The sequence below is a fragment of the Xanthocytophaga agilis genome (assembly GCF_030068605.1).
Classification (GTDB): Bacteria; Bacteroidota; Bacteroidia; order Cytophagales; family 172606-1; genus Xanthocytophaga; species Xanthocytophaga agilis.
Map to the genome: position 1 here is coordinate 1428959 of NZ_JASJOU010000001.1, position 16139 is coordinate 1445097.

Genomic DNA, 16139 nt, shown 5'->3' on the forward strand with positions numbered 1-16139 from the left:
ACTACTGAAAATATGCTTAAGGTTATTACTTCCCGGAAATGGAAATATTTATATCAACAAGAACAATCACTTAGAACGCTGGAATCAGATATCACCAATGCACAGCAATTTATCCAATTGATACAGGCAGGTGATCTCACTGCTCCTTATCCGGGAACTGATACGACAGACACAGTTCTAAACAATCCTCTGGCAACCTCGCTGATTACTATGCGTGATCAGATGAAGATTATTGCTAAAAAAGAATCCGAACGTACTTGGACGACTGAAGGACTTGCCAACTTTGCAGAAATCCTCCGTTCTCATCAAACAGATATAGATAAACTATATGACAATATTCTTACAACTCTTGTTAAGTATGTAAAGGCCAATCAGGGGGGGCTATTCATTGTTAACACTTCAGACATTAGTCAGACAATACATACAGAACAGGAAGCTGTAAGCCAACTTCACAGCAACAAGTCTCATACCAAACATAAATCCAGCACAGCTCTTGCGACAACAGAGTCCGTTGAACTGGAAATGGTGGCGTGTTATGCCTATGATAGAAAGAAATATATTCACAAAAAAATAGGTATTGGCGAAGGATTAACTGGTCAGTGTTACCTGGAGGCCGAGACTATCTATCTTACGGATATTCCAGATGACTACCTGAATATTACTTCCGGGCTAGGTACGGCAAGTCCCAGTTCAGTACTGATTGTTCCCTTAAAACTGGATGAGAAAGTACAAGGAGTTCTGGAACTGGCCTCATTCAATAAATTTGAGCCCTACCAGATTGAGTTTATTGAAAAGCTGGGAGAAAGCATTGCTTCTACCATCTCCAATACACGGGCAAGCCTTCAGACTCGCCAGCTACTGGAAATGTCTCAAAAACAAGCAATGGAATTAAAGTCTCAGGAGGAAGTAATGCGTCAGAATCTGGAAGAAATGGCAGCTACTCAGGAAGAGATCAAACGCAGAGAGACAGACGGGCAAAACCTATTGATAGCCTTCCAGACTATCATGAATACCTTTGCAAGCATTGAGTTTGATATGGAGGGAAACATTCTTGACGCTAATCAGAACTTTCTCAATACCATGGGTTATACATCTGAAGAGCTAAAAGGCAAACACCATAGACTTTTTGTAGATCCTATATACGTTCAAACACCTGACTATATTGAGTTCTGGAGAAATCTACAGGCAGGTAATGTGTTTACAGGAGAAGTATTACGTTATTCAAAGAACAGACAAAAGGTCTGGATGCAGGTTTCTTATGCACCTGTTAAAAACAGGGAGGGACGATATTCTAAGGTAATCAAGTTAGCCACAGATATCACAGCCCAAAAAGAACTTGAATTTGCGGCTCAACAACAATACGAAGAGCTGCGGGCACAGGAAGAGGAACTTCGTCAGAGTATGGAAGAGATGACCTCCACACAGGAAGAGATAGAAAGACAGAACATAGAACTGGCAGGTTTATTAACAGCAATCAATAGTACACTGGCGACAATCGAGTTTGATCCAGATGGACGTATACTGACTGCAAATAATAACTTCCTCAACACTATGGGCTACCCACTAGCTGATATTTTTGGCAAACACCATCAGATCTTTGTAGATCCTGTGTATGGTGCCAGTGATTCATATAAAGAATTCTGGACCTCACTACGCCAGGGAAATTCACAGATTGGAGAAGTCAAACGTTTCAATAGTAAGGGACAGGAGATATGGTTAAGTGCCAGCTATACACCAGTATTTGATCAGGAGAGACGAGTTATTAAGATTATTAAATTTGCTCAGGATATTACCGCTCAGAAACGTTTTACATTAGACTTTGAAAATCAACTGACTGCGATTAATAGATCCTTTGCAGTTATTGAGTTCAACACAAAAGGAGAAATTCTGACCGCTAATGAAAACTTTCTGGAGCTGATGGAATACTCGCTATCAGAAATTCAAGGTATCCATCATAGCATCTTTGTACTGGAAGGGCAAGAGAATACAGAAGAATACCTTCAATTCTGGGAAAAGCTAAGACAAGGGGAGTTTATCAGTGGGGAATTTGTACGCCAGACTAAAACGGGTAAACAAGTTCGAATCAAAGGAAGCTACAATCCTATATTTGACGCAAATGGCCATGTATACAAAATTGTAAAATATGCACAACAACTGAGTATGCTATAAACAAAAATGCCTCTCATTCTAGTGAGAGGCATTTTTGTTTATGTCTTATGGCATATTCTGTGCATTTGAACCTGTTGGTTCTGAATGAACAGTATTGGAAAGAGGTTTTTCTCCAATAGGCCCTTCCTGATCAGGTCGGTAACCTGGCTCTGTATGTAGCGTCACTGGTTCTTTTGTAACACTTTCTTTTCTGCCTTTGGTAAATCTTCCGGATAACAATGCCCAGAGAATAAATCCGACAAATATGGCAGGGATAATCAGCAATTCAACTCCCATGATCGTATCTAGTTAGATATAACATTAGTTTATACAATCTGCTGAAGCTACTTTCCGATCTTTACTCTTACATTCAGCAGATTAATATATTGGAATGGTAAAAATCCATGCCCTTTGTTATTTAGCAACTTCAACATTTAGGAATTTGTGCTATAACTCATTCAGAATTCTATTCTGTCCAGACTCCGTACTTGAACACCTGATACCATTGTTCCAGTTTCTGTTCATCATAGATACCCAATATGCGAAAGATTTCTCTGGCAAATTCTATAGGAGAAATTCCATTTGCTGTAATTATTCGTTGATCTGTCACAGCAGGCTCTTCTGCATAATAGTTTTGTCCTTTATAATTAGCACTTATTGATTCCAGATAAAATTTTGCATTACTGGTATGTGAGATAGCATTAAGCAAGCCTATATCACCCAGAAACGTAGTTGCTGCACAAATAGCTGCTATAGGTAGATTACTTTTATGAAACTGTAGTACCAGTGATTGTATATCAGTCAGTTTCTTTTGTTCCCAGGCTTCACCTCCAGGCAAAATAAGCATAGCTGCACTACCAGTTTCTACCTCTTCTATTGTATAATCTGGAAGAATAGTAAGTCCCCCCATAGAACGGATAGGATCGCTTGTCAAGCCAACAGTACGAATCTGATAGCGGGAAGACTTTTGAATTTCTGCTGTTGCATAAGAAGGTTCCCAATCAGCAAACCCCTCAAACACAAAAAGATATATTATTTGTTTCATAAGATTATGTTAGTGGCGATACTCAATCAGAAATACTGAAAAAATTCACATCAATCTGTATTATTGTATAAAAAAAGCATCATGTAATACTAACATGATGCTTCAACACTTACAATAAATTATACCCGGAATATTCTGTTGACCAAAATATTCACACTCATGCCTGTTACTAAGTATTCTTCTGAACTGTTGAGCCCGAGGGCTCTGTTTGTGTAGTGTTACTGACAGCCTTATCTCCTAGGCTGCCATCCATAGTTGACGGGAAACCCTCTGTATGAAGTGTAATCGGTCCTCTGGTTACACTTCCGTTTTTACCTTTGGCATATCCACCAAAAAGTAACGCCCAAATAACAAATCCGACAAAGAATATTACAGGAACTATCCATTCTACTCCCATGATCGTTATAGTTATGTTTGACATTAAGTATCAATACCTGCCAAAGATCAACTTGATACAGCACTATGAATTGACGTTCAGCAAGAAATTATATAAATATACGTATAAATAAAGATAAAGGTCTATAGTATACGCCAAAAATTTCAGACAGAAATTCAAGTATGTATAGCAAACTTATAAATTTCAGATAACACTATATCTTGATCTGATTGATTACTCTCTCACACAAAGATTCTACAGTAAACTTGTTGAAGGTAAAGCAACTCTTTATTATTATGAAGCCACCGATTTGGTAAAGTTATTTTACTGCACACCTACAGATACTTCTATACGGCAATTGGTCTACAAAGAATTGCTATCTCCCATTCAACCTTAAGAGAAAATGCATACTTCAGACAACAACTTAATAATGGTTAAACTGTGGAAATGTATCCAGAACCTATTTAGAACGACTCGTTATAACAAATCTGAACTCACAAAGTATTTTATGTGCTATAATGCCTGTACAAACCAATAGATAAATAATGTTGTCTAAAATCCATCCACGAAAGTTATTTTAACTCGCCTTCACTGTATATCCTGGCACAAAAACACTGTTAACCAAACCATACCCTATTGGGGGAAATGCATCTTTTCGGGTAAGTTGTTTACTTCTTACCATCTGCATATCAGGTATGAGTCGCATAAATACACGAATATCCTCATCATGAATCAGGGAGTCGCTTTTTGTCTCCAGCTTTATCAGAAGAAAAGAATTTACATACTGATCGTCAAGACAATCCTCCAAATCCAGGTCATCACGCAACTTTACCACAAACCAGTCAGGGTCTATACTCTCTTTCCCGTTATCAGATACAGAAAGAAGACAAATGCGATCAACAATCTTTCCTTTATTCAGACTCATGTAGCCATATACCAACTGATTATAATGCGGAGGTTGAATAGTTACAATGTAGTTGACAATATTGACAGGCTGAATAAAGTTGTACTTGAACACACTCAGCAAACTAGCCAGACCTCTGTTTACAGGCACATGATCATAATCAGGCGGTGATATTCGAAATTCGATAGGACGCCAGTAGCCTTTTACCAGATCATAATTACTCAGATGAGTAACATAGAAAATAATCAGCAGTCCGCTATAGAAACAGGATTGAAGGTAATTGGTATTAGCGTCCTGTTTGCCATACTGAAATGCATCAACAAAATAGTTTAGCACCAGAATTCCAGAAAGCATCACAGCTAAGAAAAAACGAAGTTTCTCATCCCGATGAGCAATTTTGAAATGAAAGAACTGGCTGTTATTAATGGTATTATTGACCATAATAGTCCATACCTGAATCTCGAAAATGAAAATTCCGATTACAAGAATGAGCATATGCTCAAATAAAAGATAATCATACAGCCCATGCAAAAATGACGCAATCAGAAATGACACACCAAAGTAGACTATCTTGGAGGAGCTATGCTGATATCGGGAGATAACCAGTCCATATACAGCAAACGAAGAATCCAGCATATGCCCCACTACAGACAGCATGGCCCTCCCCTGAATGATCGTTCCGGTAATATTCTTGAAATAGATTAGATTTTCAATAAAGGCAAAACCCAATGCAGACAAACAAGCATACAGAATATAGTCATAAGGTTCATCTATCTCTTTTGTACATTTCAGAATAATGAAGAAGGGTATCAGCTTTACAAATTCTTCTATTACGCCTATATCCAGAAAGGAAAATACGAACAGATCATACCAGAAATGTCCGGTATAGGTAATAGGGTAGTAAAGGTCTATTCCATCTGTAATCACAACTACCAGTAAAGAGCTTAGCATTCCCAACAACAATGTCCCAATCTGGTAACGTAGTTTTTCTTTATGAAAAACATCCATCCTGTGAATATAAATGAACCAGGTTACCATTATCAGCAGTGCTGACACAAAACCAACCCAGTTCATATTATTCCCGATTACGGAAACAACATTCTTGTAGTATTCTCCTATTTCTCCGTCACGCAACAAATTTCGTTGCTGAACTTCATCAAGGTGTATAATGGTATCTGCTTTCAGATTTACTGTCGTATCTGGAAACCAATAGTTAACAGCAACAGGTGAAAGCACCAAGATAAAGAAGACCCAAAGTAAGGACCGGGTAGAACCGGTTTTAAAGAACAAATGTCTGTTTCGGCTTTTCCAGTAATTATATCCCAGAATGGAAGCACAGGAAAAAACAATCCAGAACAGATAGGTATATATGCGAAGCATAGTAACATTTTAGGTATGGCTATTGATGAGAATAAACCATCAACAGTAACCTAAAATGTCACTTCACGTAATATTTTGGTTGATTCTATAAGAGTACTTTCTAACTAACCTACTTGTGACAGTAGAAAAAGTTATTCATTCTATGTAACTTCCTATCTCCAGTTCACCCAAGGTAGACTTGATTTGGTTATAAAACAGTGCATACTTTTCAGGTTCTTCACCAAGTTCAAGCAATGACTCCATATCATTTCCACTACTTGTGATTATGCAATTGATATTTTGGACTTTAGTGCTTAAAAGGTTTTCGTCTTCATCCTCTTCATCTTGCCTATATAGAGTAAAAGAAATAGGATCACTTATATAAATGATAAACAGCGGAAAATCTTTACGGTCTGTACTGCTAAACACTTCTAGCCCGGCAAACACTCCATTTGTCTTAGTGATATGTACTTTAAAGGCATAGTTTTGTCCCGGATCTAAACTGGCAATAGATGTTGTATCAAGAATAGAAAGACTACTACCTGATACTAATTTACTCTGTGGAGTCTCATTCTGAAAATCCCAGAAACTGATACCTCGTATATTCTTCTGTTGGCCTGTAATCAAAGTAATCTGGCTCTCAATCAACTTATTTTCCTGGAGACGGGATACTAAGGTATCAATGTCTGTCAAAGTAATAATAGTATTACTCTTTGGGGCAATCTGAAGATAATGAAATGCACTTATAGGGATATATAGAAAACAATAATATGTTGTTTTATAAACAATACTTTATGAGACAATATATCGTTTCTACCTCTGATGAGCTAGTAGGTTTGCATTTATTCAACAATCAACTGGATAAATGCATGTAATATATCCGGATATTTACTAGTATTATTTTGTTGAATAGGGTAACATTGAAGTTATACTCTATGCTATTTCTTTTTCTTCGCTTGAGCCAATGCCTCCTTTACTCTAAACTTCACAATATCTGTAATCAATTTCAGTGGCATAGGCTTATCCAGTGGAAATTGGACTGATCCTTTGGCCCCTTTGTAGCCGGAAAGTTGTTCCTTGAATGCTTCAATACCTACAGGAGCAGGATAGAAACCGATATGATTTTTGAAGGCAGCAAAATGAACCAGATTACCATTCAGAACAAAGGTAGGCATAGCATATTTGATGGCTTCCTGTGCTTCCGGGGCTGCTTCTTTGATGGTTGCCCGTATCTGATTCAGAATCTGTTGAATATTGTCAGGGAATCCGGCAATATATTCATCGATAGTGGTAGCATTAGTCGTAACCATAAGATTTGTTGTTAGAGAGAAAAAATTTAATCAACAAATCAAAATACCTAAATCCGGAATGGAGAACAAGTAGTTATTCCTAAAATTATTTCTTATTGGATAAAGAAAAAGAGCCAGAATATATTCTGGCTCCATGTGCTACTTATCTATAACGCTCTGGTGATAATAATGTTGTATCAACACTTGTTTTTTCTCCTGCTACGATTTCTTTTACCAGCTGTCCTGTCACAGGAGCCAGACTTAGTCCCATCATAGCATGCCCGCTGGCGACAACGGCATTGGCAAACTTCTGAATACGGCCAATGTATGGTAGTCCATCAGGTGAGCAAGGTCGTAAACCAGACCATATCTGTTTCTTGTCTGGAATATCAAACTGGTAATCAGGCAAGTATTTAGGTAACGACTTGATAATACCTCCAAAACGACGTAAGTCAATATCCTGGTTGATGCCTCCAATCTCCATTGTTCCCCCTACACGCAACTGATTATCCATAGGAGTAATAGCAACCCGTGCTTCCGTAAGAATAGACGGAGTACGCAACTTTTTAGAAGGCAATGGGATAGTGATGCTATAGCCTTTTCCTGCCTGAATCGGCATTCGGAAGCCAAGCTGCTGTACAATCTCCTGTGACCAGGAACCGCCGGCAATAATCACTTCATCTGCCTTTATATTGCCTTTATTGGTAACTACTTCCATAATACGGTCTTTCTGTGAAACAAACCCTGACACAATCGTATTGGCCTGCAAATGTACACCTTTCTTTGTCAGATATGCTTTCATGCCTTTCATTAACTGATTCGGATGGAGATGCGCATCACCCGGATAAAATATTCCTCCCAGTACATCTGGTTTTACGTCAGGCTCCAGTTCATCGACTTCTTTCTTCGTAAGTACCTTAGCTTCCATACCTAATCCATGTGCGGTTTCAGCCACATGTGCTTCCTCTTCCAGCATATGCTCTGTTTTGCACAACATCAGCAACCCTTTGGATTCAAAAGCAAAGGCAAACTCCTGCTGTCTTGCCATTTCGGCATACAGGTTTCGGCTTATGGTATTCAGATCCCGTAATACAGGCATGGAACGTTTTACATGGGTATCATTAGCCATTTTATAAAACTTCAGTCCCCACTGAATCAGATCCAGATTCAGACGTGGTTTTACATAAAACGGACTTTCGGAGTTAAACATCCACTTAATGCCTTGTGCTACCATACCGGGTGCTGCCAATGGAATAAAGTGGCTAGGCACAATCATACCTGCATTGCCATAGGAACATCCATCCCCCAGATCTCCTTTGTCCAGTACAGTTACCTGATGGCCTGCCTGACTCAGATAGTAGGCAGAACATAAACCTATCACTCCTCCCCCTACGATTACTATTTCTTTTTGAGTTGCCATTGCAAACTATATCTTATATACTCAGAAAATTGCGGTTGTGATTATTTTACCAGGAATCCGTATGCATACGGATCGTCTTCGGGATCAATAGTAATAGTATTATGACCATAGATTTTAGCCCAGCCTTCAATACCAGGGATCATTGCCTTGTGCCCTCCCAGTGTTACTTCATCTTCTACAGTTCCAATAAACTGGCTTCCAATAATGCTTTCATGCACAAACCGATCTCCTTTTTTAAGCTTGCCTTTGGCATGCCATTGTGCCATACGTGCAGAAGTCCCTGTACCACAAGGTGACCGATCAATAGCTTTGTCACCATAAAATACAGCATTGCGGGCAGTAGCATCCGGACTAATCGTAGCTCCTGTCCACAGAAGGTGGCTCAGGCCTTTGATGGTTGGGTTTTCAGGATGCACAAAAGTGTGAGCAGCATTAATGCGCTCACGCACTACAGGGCTCCAGCGAATCAGATCTGCTGCTGTATATTGCTCCAGACCTTTGAAGTTAGGCTGTACATCTACAATTGCATAGAAGTTGCCACCATATGCTACATCTACAGTAATCAATCCTAAATCCGGACATTCTACCTGTATGTTTTCGGCAGCCAGATAGGATGGTACGTTAACCAGCTTTACAGATTTCACTTTTTTACCTTCCTGGGTATAAGTCACTTTTACCAGTCCGGCAGGAGTCTCCAGCCTCAACTGTCCAGGTACTTTCGGAATCACCAGTCCTTCTTCTATCATAATGGTTACTGTCCCGATAGTGCCATGTCCACACATAGGCAGACATCCGCTGGTTTCGATAAACAGTACGCCAATATCATTTTCCGGATCATGCGGTGGATACAGTATGCTACCTGACATCATATCATGACCTCTTGGTTCGAACATCAACCCTTTGCGTATCCAGTCAAATTCCTGTAGAAAATGCTGGCGCTTTTCACTCATATTATTGCCTTTCAGTAAAGGACCACCGCCAGCTACCAACCGAACGGGATTGCCACAGGTATGGGCATCTATACAGAAGAATGTTTTACTTGCCAATGGGATAGAATTTATTGTTACTATACAAACAAAATACTAGTTCAGCTAAAGCTTATAACCACGCTACATTTACAAAAAACAGATCTGTAGCAACCTTGATATTCTCCTGTGTGAGTGATTCTGTAAGTTTCATCTCTTTCCAGCTTGTAGTTGGATAAATAAAAGCAGGAGCTTTGTCTTTCAAGGCAATCTTAACAGGCATATTGAATGCCTTGACATCAGCCTTCCAGCGATACATTAACTTTCCTGCTTTTACCTGTAACTCCAGCACAGGAATGTCTTTATAGTTCAGGTATTGTTCAAACAACGGTGTCAGGTCTTTACCAGACTTCTTAGTAAAGAAGGCGACGGTTTGTTTATTGTCAATAATCTGATGCTTAAAGGTATTGTAATAATCCTTAATCAATGCCCACCATTTGGTATCGTCATTTATGATATTACGCAACGTGTGCAGAAATAAAGCACCCTTGAAATACATGTCCTTGGAGCCAGGAGTATTGACACCATAAGGCCCCAGAATGGGTTTATCATTGGCTACTTTACCACGATACCCATTGATATATTTCAGTGCATTGTCATATCCAAACAAACACTCTACATATATGGCTTCTGCATAGGTTGTAAAACCTTCGTGCAGCCACATGTCGGCAATATCTTTGGAGGTAATGCTGTTTCCAAACCATTCATGACCACTTTCGTGAATAATGATAAAGTCAAACCACATACTTACTCCTACTCCAGTCCAGTCACGACGACGGTAGCCGTTTTCGTAGTAGTTTCCATATCCAACAGCACTTTGATGTTCCATACCTGAGTGGGTAGTTTCTATTATTTTATATCCATCCCGTTTGAAAGGATATTCACCAAAATACTTTTCAAAGCAACCCAACATAGGTTTTACCTGTGCAAACTGTTTCTTTGCTTTTTCCAGGTTATAAGGCAGCACATAGTAATCCAGTGGCATTGTGCCATACTTGTCATCAAAATGAACATAGTTGCCAATGTTCAGTGCTACACAATAATTATTGATAGGATAGCTGACAAACCAGTCATACCGTGTGTAGCCGTCACCCAACTCTTTTTTGCCCCGATACTGTCCGTTGGAAACATCCATCAGGTTACTGGGAACGGCAATACTAATCAGCATACTATCGGGCTTTTCAGTCTGATGGTCTTTGTTAGGCCACCATACACTGGCTCCCATTTCCTGGCAGGTAGTATTGATCCAGGGTTTTCCCTGCTCATCATGCGCCCAGGTAAACCCTCCTGACCATGGCGGACGTGCCGCAACAATAGGTACTCCCGAATAGAAGAAATCGATTGATTGTATGGATTTAGCAGGCAGTTTTTGAGGAAAGTCTATGAAGACTGCATTACCATCACGATTGTATTTCAGTTCTTTGCCTCCGTAAACAATCTTGTCTACGTTCAGGTTGGGAAACAGATCTACCTGCATTCTATTGAAAGCAGTGACTACTTTGAACTGAATCGTGTTTTTCCCGGCAATGGATTTAGCGGCGGTATCAACTTTTATATCTAGATGATAATATGTTACATCATAACAACTGCGTTCGGGTGTCAGGGTGCCCCGAAGTGTGTCTGCATGTGTAAACGGTTTGTTAGTTTCCTGAGCGAATAGAGAACAACTAATAAGTAGTGTGCTGATGAAGAAAATGAATTTTGTCACAGGTGATTGGGGTTTGTATATGATTAAAAGACTCTGACAAATTTATAAAATATGGGAAACCCAAGCCCTAAACTCTTATCTTGTTCCGTATCTTTTTTGTTTTAGAGTTATTATCACAATTGTAAGCTCAAGGTATTGATTTGAAAATCCGTTCAGCTCAGTCAACTTAAGCAACATCCACTCTTTCCTTATCTTCTTTTACTCTCCGGAAAAGAACACACTATCTTCCCTGTCCTCGTCTCCCCTTTTTTGTCCTCCTGTAAGGATCTCGTGACAAGACCGGCGGCCTTTCCGAGTGGAGAGTATTATTTCTCTCGGAAAGTAAACGCAACTCTATTTGTCACGAGATTCTTTCAGAAGGACAGATAAGGAAATCTTTCAGGAGAACAAAAGAGGAAATAATCCTTTCGGAAGGACTATAAAAAGACCGAACGAAGAGACTGATCCTTTCAGGAGACAAAAAGAGAGAACTACCTGTTTCTGCAAAACTGAGTCAGCAGAACAGGTAGTTTCAAATTATTTATTCAGCTACCAGGCTAGTCTTTTGGAATGCTGGTAATACAGGGCGGGTAGCCAGAGCGTCTTCAATGATTTTGACAACCTTTGCTCTTTCTTCACCTGCCAGCGGTAAACGAGGTTCGCGTACGTATTCTGTTCCGATGCCTGTATATACTTCAGCCAGTTTGATATTCTGAATGAATTTGGTAGAAACATCCAGGTGTAACAATGGGAAGAACCAACGATAGATAGCACGGGCTTCTTCTACACGTCCTGTTTTTGCCAGTTCATAGATAGCTACGGTTTCAGCTGGGAATGCATCTACCAGACCTGCTACCCAACCATGTGCTCCCATCAGTAAGCTTTCCAGTGCCAGATCATCCACACCACTCATAATCTTGTAGCGATCACCAAACTTATTGATGATATCTGTCATGTAACGAACATCTCCTGTTGACTCCTTCATGGCTTCAAACTTAGGTTCAGAAGCCAGTTCTTCAAACATTTCCAGAGAGATAAAGGTCTTATAAGCAAGCGGGTTGTTGTACAACATGATTGGCAAGCTTGTATGAGAAGCTACTTTTTTCAGGTAGTGTACAGTTTCGCGATCATCCGAAGGGTATCGCATGGGAGGTAGTAACATAAATCCGTCAGCACCATTTTCCTCTGACTCCTGCACAAACCGGATTGCCTCACGGGTAATGCTTTCTGCTACACAGATTACTACAGGAACTCTTCCTGCAACTACCTTCACTGTATTTTTCAGCAATGTTTGTTTTTCATCAAATGAAAGAGTACTGTTTTCACCCAGTGAACCACAAATAATAATTCCATGTACACCTGCACTCAATTGTGCTTCGATGTTTTTATTGAAAGTGTCAAGATCCAGTGATTCATCTGCATGAAAGTTTGTGGTAACAGCTGGGTAAACACCAATCCAATCAGGTCTCATAAATAGTAAAGATTAAGGTTTAAAGATTCAGCAGATCTATCCGCCAGGAAATGTAGTATGATTTGGAATATACTTTTGGCTAATCAAACCGCCAGGATGTCTGGAAGTTTTTAGTTAAAGGTTGCTTTGTTAATATCGCTCGTACCAGTTCAACCGGTAATGTATTTTCTTTCAGTATGGCATCGTGAAATTCCTTGTCAGTCATCTTGCCAGAGTCTACCAGCTCTTTGTGTAATGCACGAAACTGTAATCCACCAATCATATAGGCAAGCTGATAAAGTGGTCCATAACCTCCTGTAAACGAACGACGTACTTCGCCTTCTGCATTGGCTCTTTCATGTCCTACACGATCTACCAGAAAATCAATGCATTGCTGAGGAGTCATTTTTTCCAGATGATAGCTAAGTGAGAAAATGATACGGGCACAACGGTGCATTCTCCAGAACAGCATTCCCACTCTATCTTCAGCATTGCGGGGAAACTTCTTGTCCCACAATAACATCTCCCAGTACAATGACCAGCCTTCGATCCAGAACGGTGTATAGAACATTGAACGATACGGACGATACCGGTCATTCATAAATCCTTGCAAATGGTGTCCCGGAATCAGTTCGTGTTGCACTGTAGCTCTGGAGAAATGCGGATTATTGCCCCGCATACTCATCAGCTTGGCCTCGTGGGTCATAGTGTTGGTGGGATAAGAGATCAGAATGTCTTCTCCTCCTAGAAAGAACGGACTTACTAACTGACGTTGTGGTGACATCATACGCATATGCCAGGTCTCCTTAGCCAGTTCAGGAACCGTAACCAACTGGTTCTTCTCTACAAAATCAATCGCCTCTACTGCCAGTGCATAAATCAATTCAGGCTGTTTTCCCGGCTCTACATAGGTATTCTTTACTTTCTCCAGTGCCTTTTTCCAGTCATCTCCAAAGCCCATCTCGCGGGACGCTTTCTTCATTTCAGTTTCACACCAGGCAAACTCACGATTAGCTATCGTTACCAGTTCATCAGGTGTATAAGGAATCATTTCAAAACGTAGCTGTTCTATCAGCTTCTCTCTGCCTATAGGATTGCCGATAATTCCACTTCCATCATCCTTAGCCTGATTATCTGCAGATAGCCGCTTGGATAAAAAGCCGACATAGTTGCTCAGTACTGAATCTGCATCCGTGAATGGTTTACTTACCCACCAGGTAAACAAAGGGTCATATCCTTCATAAAAATGATAGGACTCCTGAAAACGTCTCTGCAGATTTTCGGCCAGCGAAGAGGCCATTCGATTCAGATGAGAAGTAAGCTTGGCAGACTTCTCAATTTCTTTCTGGGTGTTCTGAATGTCTGTTTTCAGACTGTTGATCAAACTAGCCGTTTCTTTTGGATTCAAAACTTCTCCTTTGCGACGAGATTTTTCGAAGGTCAGTATCTTATCCTTAAAAGCAAATACAGGCTGCAGTGTCACCAGATCTTTTTCCAGTGTTTTCAGGTCATCAAGTTCCTGCTTCAGATCACGTTTAAAGATAATATAATCTACTTTTCCACTCTGACTAAGTTTATCAAAGTCCAGTGCTTCTAGTTTTTGTAAAGTTTGTTGATGGAATTGTTGTAAGCGGGATACCCGTTCCGGTGAACAGGTAATGGTATAGGTTCGGTTCAGACTACCCAGATCTTCTCTATAAACAGTGATTAAAGCCTCTACTTCTGCCGAAGAGTTTGTTCCCTGTGCCCTTACCTGTGGACTCATCAGGAAGCATAGTAAAATAAGAAAACTACTAATTCTGAGTAAAAACAGTTGCATCTGGATAGGTTGTGTGTTAAACAGTTGAGAATGAAAAAAACAGAGACAATAGTATTATAGAAATATGCGGCTCCTATATTCCATAGCAATCATAAACAAAACTAGACAAAAAAAGTAAGGTATACTTTTTCAATTTTAGCATATCCTTCACCTATATTAACATAAAACGAGAGATTATCTGCCTATTCATGTTAAGATGAAAAGTACCCAACTCGTCTATTTACTTTTTCGTGTATAAAATCAGGGCTGATGAAGATATATAACAAAAAAGCCTTCCTAGAAAAGGAAGGCCTGACAATCAAATAATTACCTCAATTAATTTTCTTCTGGAAGCTGAACAGGTACTGTATTTATAGGCAAAGGAACTGTCATATCCGGCAGATCTATGATAAATGTTGAACCCACTCCTATTGCACTTTCAGCCCGGATAGCCCCTTTGTGATATTCCACTATTTTTTTACAAATAGCTAGTCCAACACCTGTTCCTTCTACCTCATGATAGCTATGCAATCGTTTAAATACAACAAATATCTCCTCCGCATAGGAAGGGTCAAATCCAATCCCATTATCTTTTATATAAATTCTGTGCAGTTTACCCAAACCATTTTTTATAGTAGATTCTGCATGAATATGAATCTGAGGAACAGAGCCATTTTTACTATATTTCAAGGCATTACTAATCAGATTCTGAAAAAGTTGATAGATCTGACTTGAAATAACAGAAGCAACAGGCAATTCACCAACAGAGATAATTGCCTTCTTAGCTTCTATCTCGGATTCCATATCTGAGATTACCTCAGCAACCACTTTATTTAGGTCCACTATGCCAAATTCTTCTTCCTGACCTATTTGCCTTGAGAATTCCAGTAGATCCCGGATTAGTGTCTGCATACGATCTGATGCACTCACTATCTTTTGCAGATAGACCTCCATATCGTGATCTATGCGCTCTCTAAACTTGATAGCCAACGTATTGCTGAAGAGTTTGATTTTACGTAGAGGCTCCTGCAAATCATGAGAAGCCACATACGCAAAGCGGTTCAACTCTTCATTGGCAAGCCGAAGATTGGTGTTGTTTTCTACCAGTTGCTGGTTTAGTAAGCGGATTTTCTCTTCATTCAACCGGCGTTCTTCAACTTCTTTCTCCAGATTTTTATTGATAGACATCAACTTCTTCTCCTGAGCAAGAAGCTGGTGTGTTTTCTGATACAATTCAGTAAACACACTCACCTTTACGCGCAACAAATCCGGATTGATGGGTTTGGAAATGTAGTCAACCCCACCCAGCTGATACCCTTTGAAGATATATTCAGATTCATAGTTATGTGCTGTAATAAAGATGATCGGAATATTTCTCAATCGTTCACGCTCATAGATCATGTTGGCTGTTTCAAATCCATTCATATCCGGCATCTGCACATCCATCAGAATTAGTGTAAAATCCTGTTGTTGTAACAGCATTTTCAGAGCAGCCCTACCTGAATTGGCTTTGACAATTGTATAGCCTTCATGTTCCAGTATCGTTTCAATAGAAAATAAATTATCTTCCCGGTCATCAACAACCAGTATTTTAATATCGCGCTTACCAGGTAACTCTTCTTTTGGACTAAGTTGCAT

At 39.7% G+C, this 16139-nt stretch carries 13 protein-coding genes; 1 reads left to right on the forward strand and 12 read right to left on the reverse strand.

Translation table 11 applies throughout. The features are described from left to right. Positions 1-12 precede the first annotated feature (12 nt). A complete protein-coding gene (locus QNI22_RS05945) occupies positions 13-2169 on the forward strand; it encodes a PAS domain-containing protein (protein WP_314509708.1) in 2157 nt (718 codons plus the stop codon). 45 nt (positions 2170-2214) lie between these two features. On the opposite strand, the gene QNI22_RS05950 is transcribed toward QNI22_RS05945, so the two are convergent. The 12 genes from QNI22_RS05950 to QNI22_RS06005 all read right to left on the reverse strand — a co-directional run bounded on the left by QNI22_RS05950 (position 2215) and on the right by QNI22_RS06005 (position 16139). After that, positions 2215-2445: a hypothetical protein gene (locus QNI22_RS05950; RefSeq protein WP_314509709.1), complete on the reverse strand. Its 231-nt coding sequence runs from the start codon at positions 2443-2445 to the stop codon at positions 2215-2217. Positions 2446-2614: 169 nt separating this feature from the next. Next, complete coding sequence (locus QNI22_RS05955; protein WP_314509710.1) at positions 2615-3193, reverse strand: type 1 glutamine amidotransferase family protein; 579 nt, start codon at positions 3191-3193, stop codon at positions 2615-2617. Positions 3194-3362: 169 nt separating this feature from the next. Then, positions 3363-3614, reverse strand: coding sequence for a hypothetical protein (locus tag QNI22_RS05960; RefSeq protein ID WP_314509711.1), 252 nt, complete (start codon positions 3612-3614; stop codon positions 3363-3365). 532 nt (positions 3615-4146) lie between these two features. Beyond that, entirely contained in the window at positions 4147-5853 is a 1707-nt protein-coding gene (locus QNI22_RS05965; RefSeq protein WP_314509712.1) for a PrsW family intramembrane metalloprotease, read from the reverse strand. A 135-nt stretch (positions 5854-5988) separates the two neighbouring features. Continuing rightward, positions 5989-6525 carry a hypothetical protein gene (locus QNI22_RS05970; RefSeq protein WP_314509713.1) on the reverse strand — a complete coding sequence of 179 codons (537 nt, stop codon included), beginning with the start codon at positions 6523-6525 and terminating at the stop codon, positions 5989-5991. A 245-nt stretch (positions 6526-6770) separates the two neighbouring features. Then, the gene (locus QNI22_RS05975; RefSeq protein ID WP_314509714.1) at positions 6771-7142 is read right to left on the reverse strand and encodes an iron chaperone; all 372 of its coding nucleotides are present in this window, start codon (positions 7140-7142) and stop codon (positions 6771-6773) included. A gap of 142 nt (positions 7143-7284) precedes the next feature. Continuing rightward, entirely contained in the window at positions 7285-8541 is a 1257-nt protein-coding gene (locus tag QNI22_RS05980) for an NAD(P)/FAD-dependent oxidoreductase (protein WP_314509715.1), read from the reverse strand. A gap of 41 nt (positions 8542-8582) precedes the next feature. Beyond that, positions 8583-9587, reverse strand: coding sequence for a 4-hydroxyproline epimerase (locus tag QNI22_RS05985; protein ID WP_314509716.1), 1005 nt, complete (start codon positions 9585-9587; stop codon positions 8583-8585). A gap of 52 nt (positions 9588-9639) precedes the next feature. Then, positions 9640-11274 (reverse strand): M1 family metallopeptidase, encoded by a 1635-nt coding sequence (locus QNI22_RS05990; protein WP_314509717.1) that lies wholly within the window; start codon positions 11272-11274, stop codon positions 9640-9642. Between the two features lie 520 nt (positions 11275-11794). Beyond that, positions 11795-12724, reverse strand: coding sequence for a dihydrodipicolinate synthase family protein (locus tag QNI22_RS05995; protein ID WP_314509718.1), 930 nt, complete (start codon positions 12722-12724; stop codon positions 11795-11797). A 79-nt stretch (positions 12725-12803) separates the two neighbouring features. Beyond that, on the reverse strand, positions 12804-14522 hold the full coding sequence (locus tag QNI22_RS06000; RefSeq protein WP_314509719.1) for a DUF885 family protein: 1719 nt from the start codon (positions 14520-14522) through the stop codon (positions 12804-12806). Between the two features lie 315 nt (positions 14523-14837). Continuing rightward, a complete protein-coding gene (locus QNI22_RS06005) occupies positions 14838-16139 on the reverse strand; it encodes a sensor histidine kinase (protein WP_314509720.1) in 1302 nt (433 codons plus the stop codon).